This is a genomic window from Streptomyces lydicus (genome assembly GCF_001729485.1).
Classification (GTDB): Bacteria; Actinomycetota; Actinomycetes; order Streptomycetales; family Streptomycetaceae; genus Streptomyces; species Streptomyces lydicus_D.
The window spans coordinates 6,837,348-6,856,922 of the sequence record NZ_CP017157.1; the positions used below are offsets into that span (position 1 = coordinate 6,837,348).

Below are 19,575 nucleotides of genomic sequence, written 5' to 3' on the forward strand. Positions count from 1 at the left end.
TCACCGCTGTCGGTTTAGCCTTCAAGGATGATCCGTGAAGCGACGCCAGACGACGTCCCCGTCATCCATGCCATGATCGGCGAGCTGGCCGCCTACGAACGTGCCCCGGAGGCGGCGCAGGCCACCGAGGCGCAGCTGAAGGAAGCCCTCTTCGGCGCGCAGCCCGCCGCCTTCGCCCTGATCGCCGAGGCCGATGACGCTCCGGTGGGCTTTGCCCTGTGGTTCCGGCACTTCTCGACGTGGACGGGCACGCAGGGTGTCTACCTGGAGGACCTCTTCGTACGCCCCGAGGCGCGCGGCGACGGCCACGGCAAGGCGCTGCTCGCGGCCCTCGCGGAGATCTGCGTGACCCGCGGATACGAGCGTTTCGAGTGGTCAGTCCTGGATTGGAACGAACCGTCCATCGGCTTTTACCGGTCGATCGGCGCGCGACCCATGGACGAATGGACCGTCTTCCGGCTCACTGGAGAGGAGCTGCACAACCTTGCGGCCACCTCGCGCGTCAACGCTGCGTAATCGACTTCGATTGGGCAGTGCACACCCCTAGCCACTGTCCGTACCCGTGGATTTACAATCAGTGACAGCGGGGGCGCCCGACGGCCTCGGGGTGGATCTTTGCCCGGAGGCGGCCGTGCTCCTTCCGGGCGACACCGGCCCGCGGATCGCGATAGCGTCACAGCCGAACCATGAGCCGCGCCGGATCGTTCTCCTTTCACACGTCAGGAGAGCGAACCGGAGCGAAACATCCCGAACAACGCGCACATCGCGCATTCCAGCTCAACCAGCTTGTGCCACCTTGGAGGTGAGGGTGTCCCAGATCGCAGGCGAGCCCGGGACTCAGGACTTCGTGGAAGTCCGTCTGCCCGCTGCGGGTGCCTACCTGTCCGTGCTGCGTACGGCCACGGCCGGGCTCGCAGCCCGCTTGGACTTCACCCTCGACGAGATCGAGGATCTGCGCATCGCGGTCGACGAGGCGTGCGCGATCCTGCTGCAGCAGGCCGTCCCCGGCAGCGTACTCAGCTGCGTCTTCCGTCTCATCGACGACGCACTGCAGGTGACCGTGTCCGCCCCGACGACCGACGGCCGCGCCCCGGAGCGCGACACCTTCGCCTGGACGGTGCTCTCCGCACTCGCCGGGAAGGTCGATTCCACCGTCGCCGAGGACCGTACGGTCACCATCAGTCTGTACAAGGAGCGCGGCGCCGGTCCCGGACCGTCATGACCGAACAGGGGGCCCCGTGAAAGATCTCGAGCGCGGCGGGCGGATGGCGTCCAGTGCGACCATCCCGGAGCAGCAGGCCCGGCCGCATCCGATGGGCGTAGACGACCACGGCGGCCATTCGGACGCGGCGGAGCAGGCAGAGCGGGCGGACCACATGGACCACAGCGAGCAGCACGGGCAGCAGGCGCAGCAGCACGACGCGCCGGCTCCCGAGGAGAAGCTGCCGGAACCACAGCATTCCCAGGAGCCGCAGGACCGCAGCGGCGCCCGGGCGATGTTCTACGAGCTGCGCAAGCTGCCCGAAGGCTCCGCGGAGCGCGCGGAGCTGCGCAACACGCTCGTCCGCATGCACCTCCCGCTCGTCGAGCACCTGGCCCGGCGCTTCCGCAACCGCGGCGAGCCGCTGGACGATCTCACACAGGTCGCCACCATCGGCCTGATCAAGTCGGTGGACCGCTTCGACCCGGAGCGCGGCGTGGAGTTCTCCACGTACGCCACCCCCACCGTCGTCGGCGAGATCAAGCGGCACTTCCGCGACAAGGGCTGGGCGGTCCGCGTCCCGCGCCGCCTCCAGGAGCTGCGGCTGTCGCTGACCACGGCGACCGCCGAACTCTCCCAGCGGCACGGCCGGGCGCCCACGGTCCACGAGCTGGCCGAGCATCTGGCGATCTCCGAGGAAGAGGTCCTGGAGGGCCTGGAATCGGCCAACGCCTACAGCACGCTCTCGCTGGACGTGCCGGACACCGACGACGAGTCCCCCGCCGTCGCCGACACCCTCGGCGCCGAGGACGAGGCGCTGGAGGGCGTCGAGTACCGCGAGTCCCTCAAGCCGCTGCTGGAGGACCTCCCGCCGCGCGAGAAGAAGATCCTGCTGCTGCGCTTCTTCGGCAACATGACCCAGTCGCAGATCGCCCAGGAGGTCGGCATCTCCCAGATGCACGTCTCCCGGCTGCTGGCCCGTACCCTCGCCCAGCTGCGCGACAAGCTGCTCGTCGAGGAGTGAGGAACGACAGGTGGGCGGGGCTCCTACGGGCCCCGCCCACCTGTATGTGCGTCACAGGACCCGTCAGGGGTTCTCCCGCGGCCCGATGCCCAGCGCCTCGGTGGCCGTCGGATTGACCAGCAGCACGAGCACGACGAGCGCGGCCACGGCCAGCACCACGCCCGCGCCGATCAGCGCCCCGCCGCCGTGGACCAGCGTCCAGGCCACCGGCAGCGCCACGATCTGGGTGATCAGCGACGGGCCCCGGCTCCAGCGCCGGCGCAGCCACAGCCCGCGCGCGGCGACCAGCGGCAGCACCGCCAGCGCGAGCACGGTCAGCCCGCCCATCTCGGCCTGCTGAGGGCTGTCCGGCGAACCGGTCAGCCCGTCGATCAGCATGTACACGCCGAGCGCGGCCAGCGCGACCCCCTCGACCGCGGTGAGCGCCGCGGCGGCGGTCAGCCGGGCGGGCCGGGGGCCGGACGGCTCGGGCGCGGCGGGGGTACCGGCGCTTCGCCGGGCGGACTGCTTCTGCTGACTGCTCACCCCAGCAGGGTAGCGCCGGGGCCCCGCGGCCCCGGGGATGCCCCGGATCCGGACGGGGCGTGAGACGGGTACCAGCAGGTAGGTACGCTGCTGCACATGCGCGCACTTCTCGTGGTCAATCCCGCCGCCACCACCACCAGTGCCCGCACCCGTGAAGTGCTCACCCACGCCCTCGCCAGCGACCTCAAGCTGGAGGTGGCCGAGACGCGGTACCGCGGGCACGCCCGCGATCTGGCCCGGCAGGCCACCGAGGGCGGCGAGACGGAACTGGTCGTGGCACTCGGCGGCGACGGCACGGTCAACGAGGTCGTCAACGGCCTGCTGGCCAACGGACCCGATCCGGAGTCGCACCCACGGCTGGCCGTCGTCCCCGGCGGCTCCACCAATGTCTTCGCCCGCGCCCTGGGGCTGCCCAACGACGTCGTGGAGGCGACCGGCGCCCTGCTGGACGCGCTGCGCGACGGCAGCGAGCGCACCATCGGCCTGGGGCTCGCCGCCGGCACCCCGGGCACCGAGGACGAGGGCGTGCCGGAGCGCTGGTTCACCTTCTGCGCGGGCTTCGGCTTCGACGCCGGCGTCGTCGGCCGGGTCGAGCAGCAGCGGGAACGCGGCAAGCGTTCGACCCATGCCCTGTACATGCGACAGGTCGTACGGCAGTTCCTGGGCGAGGCGAACCGCCGGCAGGGGGTGCTGACCCTCGAACGCCCGGGCGGTGAGGACGGGGCCGCGGAGCGCGTCGAGAACCTCGCGCTGGCCATAATCTGCAACACCGCCCCGTGGTCCTACCTGGGCAATCGGCCGATCTACCCCTCCCCGGACGCCTCGTTCGACACCGCGCTGGATCTGTTCGCACTGAGCAAGCTGTCCTCGCCCGCGGTGGCCCGCTACGCCACCCAGCTGCTGACGTCAACGCCCGAGCGCGGCCCCCACGGCAAGCACGCGCTCTCACTTCACGACCTCACGAACTTCACCTTGCATTCGCAGGTGCCGCTGCCCTTCCAGATGGACGGTGACCACCTGGGGCTGCGTACGAGTGTGACGTTCACAGGCGTTCGCCGTGCACTGCGTGTGATTGTGTGAGCAGTAGGGCCCAAAGTCCTTTCACTCGAACGTTTAGGCTGGTTCCCACCCCCTGGAATGACGGCTGTGACCGAGGCGACACCAAGGAATCAAAAAAAAGTTTCCGGAAGGGGTTGTATCCGTCGCCGAGGTTTGCGAGTCTCTTCATGGCGATCGGGACGGCCACTTCACCGGCCCCCTTGAGAGCCCGAATCCTCCTCCTCATTCCACAGGACCGCACCAGCGCAGCTGGGAATCGGCCCTTCCCTTGTGGGGGGATTCGTGAAAGCGTTCACATTCACAAGCAACGTTCCCGTATTACGAGGAGATGGAGCAGCCATGGACTGGCGTCACCGCGCCGTTTGCCGCGAGGAAGACCCCGAGCTCTTCTTCCCCATCGGCAACACCGGTCCTGCGCTGCTGCAGATCGAGGAAGCCAAGGCCGTCTGCCGCCGCTGCCCCGTCATGGAGCAGTGCCTGCAGTGGGCGCTCGAGTCCGGCCAGGACTCCGGCGTCTGGGGTGGTCTGAGCGAGGACGAGCGCCGCGCGATGAAGCGCCGTGCAGCTCGCAACCGGGCGCGCAACGCCAGCGCCTGAGCCAGCCTCCCCGTGGCCCCCGAGCCGCAGCGCGCAGTACCCCCGATGCACCCTCGGCGCTGAAAAGCCCGGTCGTTACCGCATCGCAATAGCTTTGAGCCCCGGACCGAACGGTCCGGGGCTTGTTGCTGTTCCGCGCCCGGCGACCGGTGCCGGCTCCGCGCCGCCGGCACCGGTCCCGATACCGTCCCGATAGCGTCTCGGTCCCGCCTCGGTGCGGTATCGGTGCGGTCTCAGTGCTGCTTCTCGGGGCGCACGGGCACATCGAGGACGACCTGGGTGCCGCGCTCGGGCGCGGGCACCATGTCGAACTTTCCGCCCAACTCGCCCTCCACCAGCGTCCGCACGATCTGCAGCCCCAGGTTTCCGGCGCGGTGCGGGTCGAACCCCTCGGGCAGTCCGCGGCCGTTGTCCTGGACGGTGACCAGCAGCCGCGGCTCGGTACGGCTCCCGCCGCGCACCGCGCCGACCTCGACCACACCGTGCTCCGCCTGCTCGAAGGCGTGCTCCAGGGCGTTCTGCAGCACCTCGGTCAGCACCATCGACAGCGGCGTGGCCACCTCGGCGTCGAGGATGCCGAAGCGTCCGGTGCGTCGGGTGGTCACCTTGCCGGGGGAGATCTCCGCGACCATCGCCAGCACCCGGTCGGCGATCTCGTCGAACTCGACGCGTTCGTCGAGGTTCTGTGACAGCGTCTCGTGCACGATGGCGATCGAACCGACCCTGCGGACGGCCTCGTTGAGGGCGTCGCGGCCCTGTTCGGAATCCATCCGACGGGACTGCAGCCGCAGCAGTGCGGCAACTGTCTGCAAATTGTTCTTCACTCTGTGGTGGATTTCCCGGATGGTGGCGTCCTTGGTGATCAGTTCCCGCTCGCGCCGCCGCAACTCCGTCACATCGCGCAGCAGTACAAGGGAACCGATGTGGGCGCCTTTCGGTTTGAGCGGAATGGCGCGCAATTGAATGACACCGTCATTGCCCTCGACCTCGAATTCCCTGGGGGCCCAGCCGCTGGCCAGTTTGACCAGCGCCTCGTCCACCGGGCCACGGGCGGGCGCCAGTTCGGCGGTGGCCTGACCCAGGTGGTGGCCCACCAGGTCGGCGGCGAGGCCCAGCCGGTGGTAGGCGGAGAGCGCGTTGGGGCTGGCGTACTGGACGACGCCGTCCGCGTCGAGCCGGATCAGCCCGTCGCCAGCCCGCGGTGAGGCGTCCATGTCGACCTGCTGGCCGGGGAAGGGAAACGTTCCGGCGGCGATCATCTGGGCGAGGTCGGAGGCGCTCTGGAGGTAGGTGAGTTCCAGGCGGCTGGGGGTGCGCACGGTCAGCAGATTGGTGTTGCGGGCGATCACTCCGAGCACCCGGCCCTCCCGGCGCACCGGGATGGACTCGACGCGTACCGGAACTTCCTCTCGCCACTCCGGGTCGCCCTCGCGTACGATGCGGCCCTCATCCAAGGCGGAGTCCAGCATCGGCCGGCGGCCCCGGGGAACGAGGTGGCCGACCATGTCGTCCTGGTAGGAGGTGGGGCCGGTGTTCGGCCGCATCTGGGCGACGGAGACGTAGCGGGTGCCGTCGAGGGTGGGGACCCACAGCACGAGATCGGCGAAGGACAGGTCGGAGAGCAGCTGCCACTCCGAGACCAGCAGGTGGAGCCACTCGAGGTCGGTGTCGCTCAGAGCGGTGTGCTGGCGTACGAGTTCGTTCATGGAGGGCACGCTTTGGAGCCTACCGGCGTACGGTGTAAGTGTTGTCCTCGCACGGGCATGGACAACCAATAATGGTCTAGTCCACAATTCAGCAAAGACTTCCGTTCTCCCCGCACAGGAGAGCGGATCGAGACCGAAGCGCTCTCTGCCCTGACTGCGCGGAGGTCTCCGATCGACCGGTCCCAGGACGGTGGCGCCCCACCGCACACGGGGCTTCCTCCGACCGCACGTCGGGACCGGCCGATGTGAGCTCCGGGCTGCGGTGCCGGACAGGTTGAGGGTCCTGTCCTGGCGCCGCGGCCCGCGGGTGTTTCCGGGGCCCGTTACGGGGCCGGGCGGGCGCCCGCCACGCTCCGTGATCCCGCCGCCTCCGGCCAGGCCCTCATCGCCAGCTCGACTACCGCCTCCAGCGCCGTGCGCTCCGCGCCGTCCCGCGCCTGCTGCGAGATGCCCTGGATGACGGCGCCCACATAGTCGGCCAGCGCGTCGGCGTCCGTGTCGGCGGGCAGCTCGCCGGCGGCGACGTCCGCCCGGACGGCGCTCGCGATCTCCCGGAGGTTGGACCGCCTCATCTCCCGCAGGGACGCGGCGACTTCGGCGGAGGCAGGCGAGATGTTCAGGGCGGCGCTGATGACGAGGCAGCCGCGGGGGCGGCCGGGCGCGGTGTACTCGGCGGCGGCCTCGCGCAGCGCCCGCTCGACGCCGCGGCGGGCGGTGGGCTCCTCGGCCACGGCCCGGGAGATGAAGCCGCCGTAGAGGCGCCCGTACTCGGCGACGACCTCGTCGAACAGTGCGCGCTTGTCGCCGAAGGCGGCGTAGAGGCTGGGCGCGCCGATGCCCATGGCGCGGGTCAGGTCGGAGATCGAGGTGGCCTCGTAGCCCTGCTCCCAGAAGGACCGGACCGCCTGCTCCAGGGCCGTCTCCCGGTCGAAGGACCGGGGCCGGCCGCGCTGCTTCGTTTCCTTGGTCGCCATGGAGGAATTTTATAGCGACCGGTACGGAACGCGTGCTACGGTTTTTCTGTAGCGAGCGATACATAAATCGTCCGCCGCGCGGAGGCCGCGCGCGGACACCGATCGGGGAGGGGCACCGCCATGGGCGCGCTCAGCGGCAGGACGGCACTGGTGACGGGCGGCAGCAGGGGGATCGGCCGGGCGATCTCGGAACGGCTGGGGCGGGACGGGGCGCGGGTCGGCGTGCACTACGGCCGCGACGAGACCGCGGCCAAGGAGACGGTCTCGGCGATCGAGGCGGCGGGCGGCGAGGCGTTCGCGCTCCGGGCCGAGCTGGGCGTGCCGGGGGACGCCGAGGCGCTGTGGGCGGCGTTCGACGAGCAGGCCGAGGGGCTGGACATCCTGGTCAACAACGCCGGGATCAACAAGGCGGTCGACGGGACGCTCAAGGGCATCGGCGAGCTGACGGTGGCGGACTTCGACCACCTCTTCGCGGTGAACACCAAGGCGCCGTTCTTCGTCGTCCAGCAGGGACTGTCCCGGCTGCGGGACGGCGGACGCATCATCAACACCTCGACGGGGCTGACGCGCGGGGCGGCCAAGCCCGAGCTGATCGCCTACGCCATGACCAAGGGCGCGCTCGACGTGTTCACCTCGACGCTGGCGAAGGATCTGGGCCGGCGCGGCATCACCGTCAACGCGGTGGCGCCCGGCGCGGTCGACACCGACATGAACGCCGGCTGGCTGCGGGGCGGGAGCGCCGACGCGGCGCGGGAGAGGCTCCGGGCGATATCCCCGCTCGGCCGGGTCGCGGACGCCACCGACATCGGCGACATCGTGGCCTTCCTGGCCTCGGACGACAGCCGGTGGGTGACCGGGCAGTGGATCGACGCGACGGGAGGCGCCCTGCTCTGACGAGGCGTCGCCCGCCGGGGTGTTCCGGTGCCTCCCGGTCACCGGCGCGACGGGAAATCGTCCGCCTCCGTTCGGGTGCGCCACCGGCCCGCGGGGGCCGCCCTCTGATAGATTGGTCTATACCACATGACGGCGTAGCACCACTCTCCAGAACGGCAGGCCAAAGCGTGGAAGTTGTCATCGTTCCGGACGCCGCGGCAGGCGGCGAGCTGATCGCGGAGGCCGTCGCCACCCTGCTGCGGCGCAGGCCCGACGCGCTGCTCGGTGTGGCCACCGGCTCGACCCCGCTGCCCATCTACCAGGCGCTGGCGGCGAAGGTCCGGGCCGGCGCGGTCGACGCCTCGCGTACCCGCATCTGCCAGCTCGACGAGTACGTCGGGCTGCCGGCCGGGCACCCCGAGTCCTACCGCTCGGTGGTGCTGCGCGAGGTGGTCGAGCCGCTCGGTCTCGACGAACACGCCTTCATGGGCCCCGACGGCACGGCCGAGGACGTCCAGGCCGCCTGCGAGGCGTACGACCGCGCGCTGCGCGAGGCCGGCGGGGTGGACCTCCAGCTGCTCGGCATCGGCACCGACGGACACATCGGCTTCAACGAGCCCTGTTCGTCGCTCGCTTCCCGCACCCGCATCAAGACGCTGACCCGGCAGACCAGGGAGGACAACGCCCGGTTCTTCGACAGCCTCGACGAGGTCCCGCACCACGTCATCACCCAGGGCATCGGCACCATCCTGGAGGCCCGCCACCTGGTGCTGCTGGCCACCGGCGAGGGCAAGGCGGACGCGGTGGCCCATGCCGTCGAGGGCCCGGTCGCCGCACTGGTCCCGGCCTCGGCGCTCCAGCTCCACCCGCACGCCACGGTCGTCGTCGACGAGGCCGCAGCCTCCAAGCTGAAGCTCGCGGAGTACTTCCGCGCCACCTACGCGGCCAAGCCGGACTGGCAGGGCATCTAGGGGCTTTCGTTTGGATCAAGCCGGGCTCGCGGGGTCATGCCTGATTCAGACAAAGGCCCTAGATGGTTGAGTCCGATGTTCTTAGTGGTCGTAGGCGATCAGGGATCGTTTGATCTTGGCGTTGGTGGTCCAGTTGTGCCAGATGCAGGCTGCCAGGGCGAGGAGTCGTTGGCCGGTGCGGGCGAAGACTCCGATCGGGGTTCTTGCTCCGTGCTGTTCGAGGCTGAGCTGGCCTTTGAGGGTGCCGAAGACGGCCTCGATCCACTGACGGACACGGGTGATCTTCCCGTGCCGGACCGGCTCGTCCTTGCGGTCCGGCCGCACCAGGTGAACGCCGAGTCGCTCGGTGAGGAAGGCTTCGAACCCCTTGCTCGCGAAACCCTTGTCGGCCAGGACCACCTGCCCAGCTCGGATGAGGTGGTGGTCGCGTTCCAGCAGGGCGGTCATCACTTCCCGTTCGCCGAGCTTGGGGTTGGCCAGGCACCAGGTGACGGGCATGCCTTCGGCGGTGGTGACCAGGTAGAGCCGCAATCCCCAGAAGAAGCGGGAGTGGCTGCGGCAGTAGCCGTAGCCGGCATGTCCGGCCAGATCGGAGCGTTTGACGGTCTCGCGCGAGGCAGCGCAGGGCAGCGGGGTGGAGTCGATCAGGCGCAGGTCGTCGTGCCAGGTAGGGACCTGGCGGGCCAGTGCTTCGATCACCTGGGAAATCAGCGGTCCGGCCGCGTTCAGACGCTTGTTGTAGGCGGATTGCTGGGGCAGGTAGCGAAAGAGGTGTCCCAGTCTGGCGTGGGCGAAGCGGACCCAGTGCCGGGCAGAGGGAAACCCGAGCAGGACTTGGGCGACGGCCAGGCACAGCAGTTCGGCGTCTGTCAGTTTCGGAGGTCGCCCAATCCGGCGACAAGGGACCACGTGGTCGTCGATGAACACGTACAGTGCCGCCAGAAGGGCGTCCAGGCTGGTAGTCACACACGAGCCAACGGGCGCCCTTCGCCATGGTCGCGGCCAGCAGGAACATCGGACTCATTCATCTAGGGGCGGCTCGGCACGGGCCGGGCTCGGTCGCCGTCAGGTGATCCAGTGGGGTCGTGGGGTGGTGGACGCGGGCGAGGGACCCTCGGCGTGGGCGGTGGTTCTGCGGCGTACGGCCTCGCGGAGGGTGTCCGGGGGCGCTGTACAAGGGATGCGCGGGCGCTGTGCGAAGGTGCCGGGGTCGAGCCGGGTACCGGTGCGTGCCGCGGCGCGCAGCAGTCGGACGCGTTGCGGTGCGGGTTTGAGGCAGCCGGTCTGCTCGTCGGCGGGGATCCTGCTCAACCGGTCGTCCGTCGCCGTGCGCGTCGGGGCGTGCTGCGGGGCCGGCCCCGGGACGGGCTGATGGCCGGCGCGTCCGCCGCGACCGGGTGTTCGCTCCCGTTCGTTCGCGCCCGGCCGGCGCTCGTCGGTCTCGCCGTGGGCCGGCTGCTCGGCGGAGGGTGGGCGCGGGCACGGTGCGGTGCGGTGCGTCCTCATCGTCGGGCCGGCCGCGACCGGTTCTTCCCGCCGTGGTTCGCCTACCGCGGCGCCGCCGGGCGGGCGGCGCCGGGCCCGCGGCGGGCGCCGGTTCTCAGGCCCGCTCCCCCGGCCACCGGCCCGTGAGGGCCTCGGCGGCTGCCTGGCCGCAGACGCGGGCGGCGCCGTGGGTGGCGAGGTGGAGGGCGCCGCGGGGCGCGGCCCCGGGAATGCCCATCTCGACGACCGCGGTGTCGGGGCGGGCGGCGAGGAGCGCGGTGAGCGCCTCGGCCATCCAGGGATGGCGGTGCAGGTCGCGTACGACGGCGACGATGCGGCGGCCGGCGGCCGCGGTGAGCAGGCCGCCGATCAGTGCGGCGGTCCCGGCCGCGGCGGCCGACTCCGCGGTGCGGGTGGCGGTTTCGGTGCCGGGCAGGAGGCGGGCCAGTTCGGCGCCGACGCCCCACGGGGTCTCGTCCCCCACCGCGATGTTGGCGAGCGGGGTGAAGGCCGCGACGTACGCGGGGGCGGTGAGCGGCGGGTAGCGGTGGCCGTCGCCCGGCGTGCGGCGCAGCGCGCGGCGGGCCGCGGTCAGACCGATGTCCGGTGCGGGCGTGACCCCCTCGGTCGCGCCCGGGCCCCCGGGCCGGCGGGCCAGCGCCCGCGCCCGTGCGGCGGCGTCGGCGAGCCGCTGCTCCGGCAGTTCGCCGTCGCGCACCGCGCGCACCAGGGCGTCGCGCAGCCGCAGCACGGTGTCCTCGTCGGCCAGTCCGCCGCCCACACAGATCGCGTCGGCGCCGGCCGCGACGGCGAGGACGCTGCCGCGCTCGATGCCGTAGGTGGCGGCGATGGCCCGCATCTCCATCCCGTCGGTGACGATCAGCCCGTCGAAGCCGAGGCCGCCCGCGGCGACCGGGGCGCGCAGCAGGCCGTGCAGCGCGGCCGGGCTGAGGGTGGCCGGGTGCGCGCCGTCGAGGGCGGGCAGCAGGATGTGCGCGCTCATCACGGCCCGGGTGCCGGCGGCGATCGCCGCGCGGAACGGCACCAGTTCGCGCTCCTGGAGGGTGGCCAGGTCGGCGGTGATCCGCGGCAGGTCGTGATGGGAGTCGACGGCGGTGTCACCGTGCCCGGGGAAGTGCTTGGTGCAGGCGGCCACTCCGGCGGACTGCAGGCCCTCCACGTAGGCGGCGGTGTGCCGGGCCACCAGCTGCGGATCGGCGCCGAAGGAGCGGACCCCGATGACCGGGTTGTCCGGGTTGGAGTTGACGTCGGCGGAGGGCGCCCAGTTGAGGTTGACCCCGCACGCGGCCAGCCGGCGGCCCAGCTCGCGGGCGACCGCACGGGTCAGCGCGGTGTCGTCGACGGCGCCCAGCGCGTGGTTGCCGGGGAAGGAGGAGCCGCCGCGCACTTCGAGGCGGGTGACGTCGCCGCCCTCCTCGTCGACGGCGACCAGCAGGTCCGGCCGCTCGCGGCGCAACCGGGCGGTCAGCGCGGCGAGTTGGGCCGGGTCCTCGATGTTGCGGCCGAACAGGCCGACCGAGACCAGGCCCTCGCCGAGCCGGCGCAGCAGCCAGTCGGGGGCGGTGGTGCCGGTGAAGCCGGGCTGGAGGACGGCGAGCGCGTCGCGGGTGAGGGTGTCGGCGGGGCGTACCGGGCGTGCGGAGCCCGCGGAACCTACGAAAGAAGTCATGGACTGCGTCATCCCTTCACTGCGCCGGAGGTGAGCCCGCCGACCGCCTTGCGTTGCAGGATCAGGAAGAGGACCAGGATCGGGACGGCGAAGATCGAGGCGGCGGCCATCGTGGCGCCCCAGTCGTCCCCGAACGCGGTCTGGAACTGCGAGAGCCACAGCGGCAGGGTGCCCGTGGCCGGCTCCTTGTTGAGGACCAGCACCAGCGGGAACTCGTTCCAGGCCGTGATGAAGCCGAAGAGTGAGGTGGCCATCAGGCCGGGTGCCAGCAGCGGGAAGACGACCTTGAGGAATGCCTGGCGGCGTGAGCAGCCGTCGACCATCGCGGACTCCTCCAGTTCCTTGGGCACCGCGGCGACGTAGCCGCGGAGGGTCAGCAGGGTGAAGGGCAGCACCATCAGCATGTAGAAGAAGGTGAGCGGCACCAGGCTGTTGAGCAGGTCCGCGTCCCGCACGATGAGGTAGATCGAGATCACCATCACCTCCCAGGGCGCCATCTGGGCGACCATGAAGGTCAGCAGGATGCCCTTGCGGCCCTTGAAGCGCATCCGGGTGAGGGCGAACGCCCCGCAGAGCGCGATGACCAGCGAGAGGCCGACCGCCAGGACGGTCACCAGCACCGAGTTCCCGGCGAGGGTCCAGAAGTTCGGGGCGTTCACGGCCGTGGCGAAGTGTTCGAGGGTGCCGTGGAAGGGGAACCACACGGGGTCTTCGCTGAGGATGTCCCGGGTCGGCTTGAAGGCCGTGTTGAACATCCAGTAGACGGGGAAGACGAAGCCGAGGGCGAGCACGGCCGCGACGGCGTTGGGCCAGATGCGGCCGGCGGTCGGGAAGGCAGCGCGCTTCACAGCCCGTTCTCCTCTTGCTGTTCCTGCTTGAACGTCAGACGCAGGTAGTAGGCGGTCATGGCCAGCAGCACCGCGATCGTCAGCAGCGAGATCGCGGCGCCCATCCCGAAGTGGAGGTTGCCGACGCCCTCGGTGAAGGCGTAGATCGGCAGCGTCTCGGTGAGCCGGTCCGGCCCGCCCTGGTTGATCGCGAAGATCTGCGGGAACGCCTTGAAGACCCAGATGACCTCCAGGAACGTCGTGGCGAGGAAGAACGGCTTGAGGAACGGGAAGGTGACGGAGGTGAAGACCTTCCAGGTGCCGGCGCCGTCCATCCGGGCCGCCTCGTAGAGCTCCTTGGGGATCGTGGTGGTGGCCGCGTACAGGTTGAGCGCCACGAACGGCAGCGACTGCCAGACGATCAGCACGGTGATCACGAAGAAGGTCGACAGCTGGGAGCCGACCCAGTCGTAGTGGGCCATGGAGTGCCGGCCCAGCCTGTCCAGCACCCAGTTGACGACGCCGTAGCGGGCGTCGAAGAGCCACTGGAAGACGGTGGTGGCGGCGATCGTCGGCATCGCCCAGGCCAGTACCAGCGCGGCGGACAGCACCAGGCGCATGGTGGTGCCGAGGCGGGCCAGCAGCAGTCCGATCAGCACCCCGATCACCATGATCAGGACGACGTTGACGGCGGTGAAGACGACGGTGCGCGAGGTGACCCGCCAGAACTGCTCACTGCCCAGGACCTCCTGGTAGTTGCCGGTCCCGCGCCAGTCGGTGAGGTGCTGGATCAGCTCCTTCATGTTCAGGTTCTGGAAGGAGAGCAGCAGGTTGCGGACCATGGGCCAGCCCAGGAACACGGCGGTCGCGAGCAGGGCGGGCAGCAGCAGGAGGTACGGGGTGCGGCGGGCGGGAGTGGCCGCGGTGCGGCGGGCGGAAGCGGCGGGAGTGCCGCGGCCGGGCCGCCGGCCGCTGCCGCGCCGGGCGGGCGGTGCGCCTCCCTTGCCGGTCCGCGGCGCGGTCTGGTCCGCCGCGTCGTCGAGCTGCACTGCCATGGGCCCCTGCTCCCCCTCGTAGCCGTGATGGTTCCCTGCACCTGCGGACGCGCGTACGGGGCCGGGGACGGCCGGCCCCGTACGCAGCCGGTGGCGTCTACTGCTTGGCGAGCCGCGCGTTGATCTCGGACTCGATGTCCTTGGCGGCGTCGGCCGGGGCCTTGCCGTTCAGCACGGCCGTCATGTAGTTCTTGATCGGGTTCGGTACGTTCTCCACGGCGGCCCACTGCGGAATCAGCGGCGTGGTGCCGCCGGACTTCTGCGTCGCGGGCGCGGCGGCCGCGGCGGCCGGATTCTCCTTGGCGGCGTCGGCCAGGTCCGGGGACTTCGGGGTCCAGCCGACTTCCTTGACCATCTGCGCGTCGTTTTCCTTGGACAGCGCGATCTTCAGGAATTCCTTGGCGAGTTCCTGGTTCTTGCCCATTCCGGCGACGGCGAAGTTGGAGCCGCCGAGGAAGACGCCTTCGGGCTTGCCGGCGGTCTCACCGGGGATGGTGAAGAATCCGATGTCGTTCTTGATTTTCGGGTTGGCCTTGACGGCGGTGGCCGCCTCGTAGCCCATGGCGATGACCGCGCCGGTCCGGCCCTTGGCGAAGACCTCGGCCTGCTGCGGGGTGGCCTCGTCCTTGTTCTTCGGCGCGGTGCTGAACGCCTGGTACTGCCGGTAGATGTCCATGGCCTTGGAGACCTTGGGGTCGCCGAGGTTGGAGACCCACTTGCCGCCCTGCTTCTTCACCAGGTCGGCGCCGGTGCCGATGGTCAGCCCGTCGAGGAAGTACCAGTTCTGGCCGGGCAGATAGAGCGGTTCGGCGTCGGTCTTCTTCTTGATGGTGTCGAATGCCTTGAAGAGTTCGGCGCGCGTCCCGGGCGTGCCCTTGAGGCCGGCTTCGGCCCAGATCTTCTTGTTGTACATCACCACGCGGTTGCCCGCGTACCACGGCAGCGCGTACTGCTTTCCGTCCACCACCGACGCCTTGTTGAACGCGTCGTTCCAGTCGGCGCCGATCTCCTTCTTCAGATCTCCGAGATCGGCCAGGGCGCCGGCTTTGGCGTAGGCGGCGGTCTGGGTGTTGCCGATTTCGACGACGTCCGGCGGGGTGTCCTCGGAAAGGGCGGTGCTCAGCTTCTGCTGAATGCCGTTCCACTGCTGGACCTTGAACTCGACGGTGGCGCCGGTCTTCTTCTTGAACTGCTCGGAGACCTGCTTGCTCCACTGCTCCGGATTCGAACCGCTCATCACCCAGACGGTGAGCTTCTGGCCCTTGAAGCCGTCCGCCCCCGCCTTGTTGCCGTCGCTGGACCCACAGGCAGCGACACTCACCAGCATTCCCGCGACCGCCGTCGCTGCTATGAGCCCACGCTTCATTGCGCTCTCCCCTAGAGGCCGGGTGTGGTCTTTAATGGTTTAGACCAGTTCCCGCAGCTTGGCCTAGACCTTTTGGGGTGTCAAGGGTGTATAAGAGTCGCTGTCAGGTCCGTTACCGGACCGACATCTGGCGCGCCGGGACCTGCGAGGGAGCACGGAGAACCCACCCGTGCCACGATGTGAGCCGCTACGTACGGAGGAGCCGGTGACGGCAGCACGACAGGAGTCGGAGAGGCGGGTCATGGAGACGGACGGGGGCAGCGCCGAGAGCGGCAGCGGCGCGCGGACGGCGCGGGTGCCCAAGTACTACCGGCTCAAGCGGCACTTGCTGGAGATCACCGACACCCTGCCGCCCGGCACTCCGGTCCCGCCCGAGCGGACCCTCGCGGCGGAGTTCGACACCTCGCGGACGACGGTCCGCCAGGCGCTGCAGGAGCTGGTCGTCGAGGGCCGGCTGGAGCGCATCCAGGGCAAGGGCACGTTCGTGGCCAAGCCCAAGGTCTCGCAGGCGCTGCAACTGACCTCGTACACCGAGGACATGCGCGCCCAGGGCCTGGAGCCGACCTCCCAGCTGCTGGACATCGGCTATGTCACCGCGGACGACCGGCTGGCCGGCCTGCTGGACATCGCGCCCGGCGGCCGGGTGCTGCGCATCGAGCGGTTGCGGCTGGCCAGCGGCGAGCCGATGGCCATCGAGACCACCCATCTGTCCGCGAAGCGCTTCCCCGCGCTGCGCCGCAACCTCGTCAAGTACACCTCGCTCTACACCGCGCTGGCCGAGGTCTACGACGTCCGCCTGGCGGAGGCCGAGGAGACCATCGAGACCTCGCTGGCCACCCCGCGCGAGGCCGGTCTGCTGGGCACCGACGTCGGCCTGCCGATGCTGATGCTCTCCCGGCACTCGCTCGACGCCCAGGGCCGGCCGGTGGAGTGGGTGCGTTCGGTCTACCGCGGCGACCGCTACAAGTTCGTCGCCCGGCTGCAGCGCCCCACGGACTGACGCCGGGCCCGTCCGCCGGGCCCGAGCGGCCGCCCGGCCCGTACGCACCCCACCGCCGGGCGGCAGTCCCGCACCCCGTCACGGGGCGAACGTCACCCCGCCGCGCGCGAATTCGTCATACCGATATGCGGACAGCTAGTGACGCGCGCCACGTCCCTGCCATAGATTTCCAGCCCATTACCCAGGAGTTCGCCACGGACGGAGCCGCCGATGCCAGAGCCAGCCGAGTCGCCGACCAGCAGACAGGTCGTCACCCCGACGCGTGTGGTGGCCGGACTGTGTCTGATCGCTCCGTTCGTCGCGATGCTGTGGGTGAGTTCGTACGCCCGGATCGAGCCGACCCTGATCGGCATCCCGTTCTTCTACTGGTACCAGATGCTGTGGGTGCTGATCTCCACGGCGCTGACCATGATCGCCTACAAGCTCGTGCAGCGTGAGCAGCGCGCCCGCAAGGACGGTGCGGTCAAGTGACTCTCCGGACGACGGCCGAACTCGCGGCCTCCTCGACCAAGGGCGTCAACGGCGTGGCACTCGCCGTCTTCGTCTTCTTCTTCCTGGCCGTGACGGTCATGGGCTTCCTCGCCGCCCGCTGGCGCAAGGCCGAGCAGTCCGCCAACCTCGACGAATGGGGCCTGGGCGGGCGGAGCTTCGGCACCTGGGTGACGTGGTTCCTGCTGGGCGGTGACCTCTACACCGCGTACACCTTCGTCGCGGTCCCCGCGGCGATCTACGCGGCGGGCGCCGCCGGCTTCTTCGCCGTGCCGTACACGATCCTCGTGTACCCGCTGATCTTCACCTTCCTGCCCCGCCTGTGGTCGGTCTCGCACAAGCACGGCTACGTCACCACCTCCGACTTCGTCCGCGGCCGCTTCGGCTCGAAGGGACTGTCGCTGGCGGTGGCGCTGACCGGCATCCTCGCGACGATGCCGTACATCGCGCTCCAACTGGTCGGCATCCAGGCCGTCCTGGACGTGATGGGCATCGGCGGCGGCGAGAACACCAACTGGTTCGTCAAGGACCTGCCACTGCTGATCGCGTTCGCGGTGCTGGCCGCGTACACGTACTCCTCCGGCCTGCGCGCCCCGGCGCTGATCGCCTTCGTCAAGGACGGCCTGATCTACCTGGTGATCGCCGTGGCGATCATCTACATCCCGATCAAGCTGGGCGGCTTCGACCACATCTTCGACGCGGCGGGCAAGGCGCTGGCCCAGCCCGGCGCCGTGCCCGGCAAGCCGCGCGGCGAGCTGACCAGCGGCCCCAACGCCCAGTGGGCGTACGCGACCCTGGCGCTCGGCTCCGCGCTGGCGCTGTTCATGTACCCGCACTCGATCACCGCGACGCTCTCCTCGCGCAGCCGCAACGTGATCCGCCGCAACACCACGATCCTGCCGCTGTACTCCCTGATGCTGGGCCTCCTGGCGCTGCTCGGCTTCATGGCCATCAAGGCCGGGACGGACATCCAGGGCAACCCGCAGCTGGCCATTCCGCAGCTGTTCGAGGACATGTTCCCGAGCTGGTTCGCCGGCGTCGCGTTCGCCGCGATCGGCATCGGCGCCCTCGTACCGGCGGCCATCATGTCCATCGCGGCCGCCAACCTCTTCACCCGCAACGTCTACAAGGACTTCCTCAACCAGGACGCCACCCCCGAGCAGGAGCACAAGGTCGCCAAGCTCGTGTCGCTGCTGGTCAAGGTCGGCGCCCTGGTTTTCGTCCTCACCATGGACAAGACCGTCGCGATCAACTTCCAGCTGCTGGGCGGCATCTGGATCCTCCAGACCATGCCGTCGCTCGTCGGCGGCCTGTTCACCCGCTGGTTCCACCGCTGGGCGCTGCTGGCCGGCTGGGCGGTCGGCATGCTCTACGGCACGCTCGCGGCCTACGGCGTCGCCAGCCCGACCCAGAAGCACTTCGGCGGCTCCAGCGCGGAGATCCCCGGCATCGGCGAGATCGGCTACATCGGCCTGACCGCGTTCGTCCTGAACGTCGTGGTCACCGTCGTCCTCACCTTCGCCCTGAGGGCCGCCAAGGCCCCCGACGGCGTCGACGAGACCAGCCCCGCCGACTACACGGCGGACGCCGGCGACGCGGGCGTGGCCGTCGAACTCCCCCCGGCGACGGCGGGGGCCCCGGCGGGGCACTGAGCCACCGCGTCCGACGCGACGGGCCGCCACCTCCTCCGGGAGGCGGCGGCCCTCTTCGTGCACCCGGTCAGTTCACCCAGTCCTTGAGCGGCTCGGTTTCGAGAGTGATACCGACGGGGTCCGGGAGGTGGAGGGTCTTGCCGTACGGGACGGTGTGAATGTTCTCGTACCGGGAACCATTCGGCTCGCTGTAGACCGCCAGCTCGCAATTGTCGCGATCAATGAGCAGGTAGACCGGGATACCGGTCTCCGCGTACGCACGGGGCTTCTCCACCCGGTCGCGCCGGTCGGTGTCCGAATCATGCGACGTGACCTCGACGGCCATCAACACGGGTTCGGGGTCTACCCATTCCCCTTGGCCCCCGACAGCGCCGCTGGGAGCGAGCGCCCCATCCGGGCGGGCGCGGCCGCCCCGATAGGTCTGCACCTTGATTCCCTGGTCCGGATAGAGCCACAGTTCGGGGCGCGACTGGATGCACAGACGCGTCAGCCATTCGATGATCAGCCCGTGGTCCCCGTCCGGCATGGGCTTGCTCCTGACCTTCCCATCGATGAGTTCCAGACGTGCACCACGCTCCAATCGAGCGAATATCCGGGCAGCCTCTTCGAAGTCGGTTGTCGCGATGTGCGGCCGGTCAGCGAGCGCGGGCATGGGCCCCCTCCTTCTGTCATCGGGCAGAGCAAGGAACGTACAACCGACGATAGCCGAGGCCACCGACAGGCACCGCCCGATCACTCGTTGATCACTCGCGACACACTAGATGTGGGGGTGCACGAGAGGGGTCACCCCCACATGTATGCTCGTCCTCGCTGTCGCCGCAGGGGAACCCGGTGGGAATCCGGGACTGTCCCGCAACGGTGTACGCGCGCACCCGCCCGCACTTGTTGACGGGCCGCCGTGCGCCCGGAAGTCCGAGGACCTGCCGACGGTACGTCCGCGCCGCCATCGGTGCGGACGTCGATACGTCCGGGCCCCGAGGGGTGGGCCGGTGGACGCCGCGCGGTGTGCCCGCGCACCCCGTTCGTCGCGGGGTGCCGCATGCCCGCGTGCGCCCGTCGCGTCCCTCCCTCCCGGCCCCCG

20 protein-coding genes and 1 riboswitch are annotated in these 19,575 nt (G+C 70.1%); of the genes, 10 read left to right on the top strand and 10 right to left on the bottom strand.

All coding sequences use genetic code 11. The annotated features are described in order from the left end of the window. The first annotated feature begins 27 nt into the window (after window positions 1-27). The 3 genes from SL103_RS29580 to SL103_RS29590 all read left to right on the top strand — a co-directional run bounded on the left by SL103_RS29580 (window position 28) and on the right by SL103_RS29590 (window position 2,225). Window positions 28-516, top strand: coding sequence for a GNAT family N-acetyltransferase (locus SL103_RS29580; protein ID WP_069572041.1), 489 nt, complete (start codon window positions 28-30; stop codon window positions 514-516). Window positions 517-808: 292 nt separating this feature from the next. Then, window positions 809-1,222 (top strand): anti-sigma factor, encoded by a 414-nt coding sequence (locus SL103_RS29585; protein WP_003985353.1) that lies wholly within the window; start codon window positions 809-811, stop codon window positions 1,220-1,222. 43 nt (window positions 1,223-1,265) lie between these two features. Next, on the top strand, window positions 1,266-2,225 hold the full coding sequence (locus tag SL103_RS29590) for an RNA polymerase sigma factor SigF (protein WP_069572042.1): 960 nt from the start codon (window positions 1,266-1,268) through the stop codon (window positions 2,223-2,225). A 63-nt stretch (window positions 2,226-2,288) separates the two neighbouring features. Here the strand turns inward: SL103_RS29590 and SL103_RS29595 are convergent, their stop codons facing one another. Next, window positions 2,289-2,750, bottom strand: coding sequence for a hypothetical protein (locus SL103_RS29595; protein ID WP_069574229.1), 462 nt, complete (start codon window positions 2,748-2,750; stop codon window positions 2,289-2,291). A gap of 96 nt (window positions 2,751-2,846) precedes the next feature. On the opposite strand from SL103_RS29595, the gene SL103_RS29600 reads away from it, so the two are divergent. After that, window positions 2,847-3,830 (top strand): diacylglycerol/lipid kinase family protein, encoded by a 984-nt coding sequence (locus SL103_RS29600; RefSeq protein ID WP_069572043.1) that lies wholly within the window; start codon window positions 2,847-2,849, stop codon window positions 3,828-3,830. Window positions 3,831-4,148: 318 nt separating this feature from the next. Continuing rightward, window positions 4,149-4,406: a WhiB family transcriptional regulator gene (locus SL103_RS29605; protein ID WP_003983230.1), complete on the top strand. Its 258-nt coding sequence runs from the start codon at window positions 4,149-4,151 to the stop codon at window positions 4,404-4,406. Between the two features lie 233 nt (window positions 4,407-4,639). On the opposite strand, the gene SL103_RS29610 is transcribed toward SL103_RS29605, so the two are convergent. Continuing rightward, window positions 4,640-6,112 (bottom strand): sensor histidine kinase, encoded by a 1,473-nt coding sequence (locus SL103_RS29610; protein WP_069574230.1) that lies wholly within the window; start codon window positions 6,110-6,112, stop codon window positions 4,640-4,642. 323 nt (window positions 6,113-6,435) lie between these two features. Then, window positions 6,436-7,086, bottom strand: coding sequence for a TetR/AcrR family transcriptional regulator (locus tag SL103_RS29615; protein ID WP_069572044.1), 651 nt, complete (start codon window positions 7,084-7,086; stop codon window positions 6,436-6,438). A gap of 120 nt (window positions 7,087-7,206) precedes the next feature. Here SL103_RS29615 and SL103_RS29620 point away from each other — a divergent pair, with 120 nt between their 5' ends. Beyond that, window positions 7,207-7,980: an SDR family oxidoreductase gene (locus SL103_RS29620; RefSeq protein ID WP_069572045.1), complete on the top strand. Its 774-nt coding sequence runs from the start codon at window positions 7,207-7,209 to the stop codon at window positions 7,978-7,980. A 167-nt stretch (window positions 7,981-8,147) separates the two neighbouring features. Continuing rightward, window positions 8,148-8,930 carry a glucosamine-6-phosphate deaminase gene (gene nagB / locus SL103_RS29625; RefSeq protein ID WP_069572046.1) on the top strand — a complete coding sequence of 261 codons (783 nt, stop codon included), beginning with the start codon at window positions 8,148-8,150 and terminating at the stop codon, window positions 8,928-8,930. Between the two features lie 81 nt (window positions 8,931-9,011). Here nagB and SL103_RS29630 read toward each other — a convergent pair whose 3' ends face one another. From SL103_RS29630 to SL103_RS29655, 6 genes are all read right to left on the bottom strand, one after another. Further along, window positions 9,012-9,896, bottom strand: a complete 885-nt coding sequence (locus SL103_RS29630) for an IS982 family transposase (protein ID WP_069569095.1) — start codon at window positions 9,894-9,896, stop codon at window positions 9,012-9,014. A gap of 99 nt (window positions 9,897-9,995) precedes the next feature. Next, entirely contained in the window at window positions 9,996-10,241 is a 246-nt protein-coding gene (locus tag SL103_RS38090; RefSeq protein WP_164492909.1) for a hypothetical protein, read from the bottom strand. Window positions 10,242-10,530: 289 nt separating this feature from the next. Further along, window positions 10,531-12,105 (bottom strand): glycoside hydrolase family 3 protein, encoded by a 1,575-nt coding sequence (locus SL103_RS29640; RefSeq protein ID WP_069572048.1) that lies wholly within the window; start codon window positions 12,103-12,105, stop codon window positions 10,531-10,533. Between the two features lie 8 nt (window positions 12,106-12,113). Next, on the bottom strand, window positions 12,114-12,953 hold the full coding sequence (locus SL103_RS29645) for a carbohydrate ABC transporter permease (RefSeq protein WP_069572049.1): 840 nt from the start codon (window positions 12,951-12,953) through the stop codon (window positions 12,114-12,116). Next, entirely contained in the window at window positions 12,950-13,987 is a 1,038-nt protein-coding gene (locus SL103_RS29650; RefSeq protein WP_069572050.1) for a carbohydrate ABC transporter permease, read from the bottom strand. The genes SL103_RS29645 and SL103_RS29650 overlap by 4 nt, the downstream gene beginning before the upstream one ends. Window positions 13,988-14,084: 97 nt before the next feature. Next, window positions 14,085-15,353 (bottom strand): extracellular solute-binding protein, encoded by a 1,269-nt coding sequence (locus tag SL103_RS29655; protein ID WP_069572051.1) that lies wholly within the window; start codon window positions 15,351-15,353, stop codon window positions 14,085-14,087. Between the two features lie 241 nt (window positions 15,354-15,594). Here SL103_RS29655 and SL103_RS29660 point away from each other — a divergent pair, with 241 nt between their 5' ends. The 3 genes from SL103_RS29660 to mctP all read left to right on the top strand — a co-directional run bounded on the left by SL103_RS29660 (window position 15,595) and on the right by mctP (window position 18,494). After that, window positions 15,595-16,353, top strand: a complete 759-nt coding sequence (locus SL103_RS29660) for a GntR family transcriptional regulator (protein ID WP_033269805.1) — start codon at window positions 15,595-15,597, stop codon at window positions 16,351-16,353. A gap of 210 nt (window positions 16,354-16,563) precedes the next feature. After that, window positions 16,564-16,824 (top strand): DUF3311 domain-containing protein, encoded by a 261-nt coding sequence (locus tag SL103_RS29665; RefSeq protein WP_069572052.1) that lies wholly within the window; start codon window positions 16,564-16,566, stop codon window positions 16,822-16,824. After that, the gene (gene mctP, locus SL103_RS29670; protein WP_208869989.1) at window positions 16,821-18,494 is read left to right on the top strand and encodes a monocarboxylate uptake permease MctP; all 1,674 of its coding nucleotides are present in this window, start codon (window positions 16,821-16,823) and stop codon (window positions 18,492-18,494) included. The genes SL103_RS29665 and mctP overlap by 4 nt, the downstream gene beginning before the upstream one ends. Before the next feature lie 67 nt (window positions 18,495-18,561). On the opposite strand, the gene SL103_RS29675 is transcribed toward mctP, so the two are convergent. Beyond that, window positions 18,562-19,146 carry a Uma2 family endonuclease gene (locus tag SL103_RS29675; protein ID WP_069572053.1) on the bottom strand — a complete coding sequence of 195 codons (585 nt, stop codon included), beginning with the start codon at window positions 19,144-19,146 and terminating at the stop codon, window positions 18,562-18,564. Between the two features lie 170 nt (window positions 19,147-19,316). Next, a riboswitch (cobalamin riboswitch) is annotated at window positions 19,317-19,415 on the top strand. Window positions 19,416-19,575: the final 160 nt, after the last annotated feature.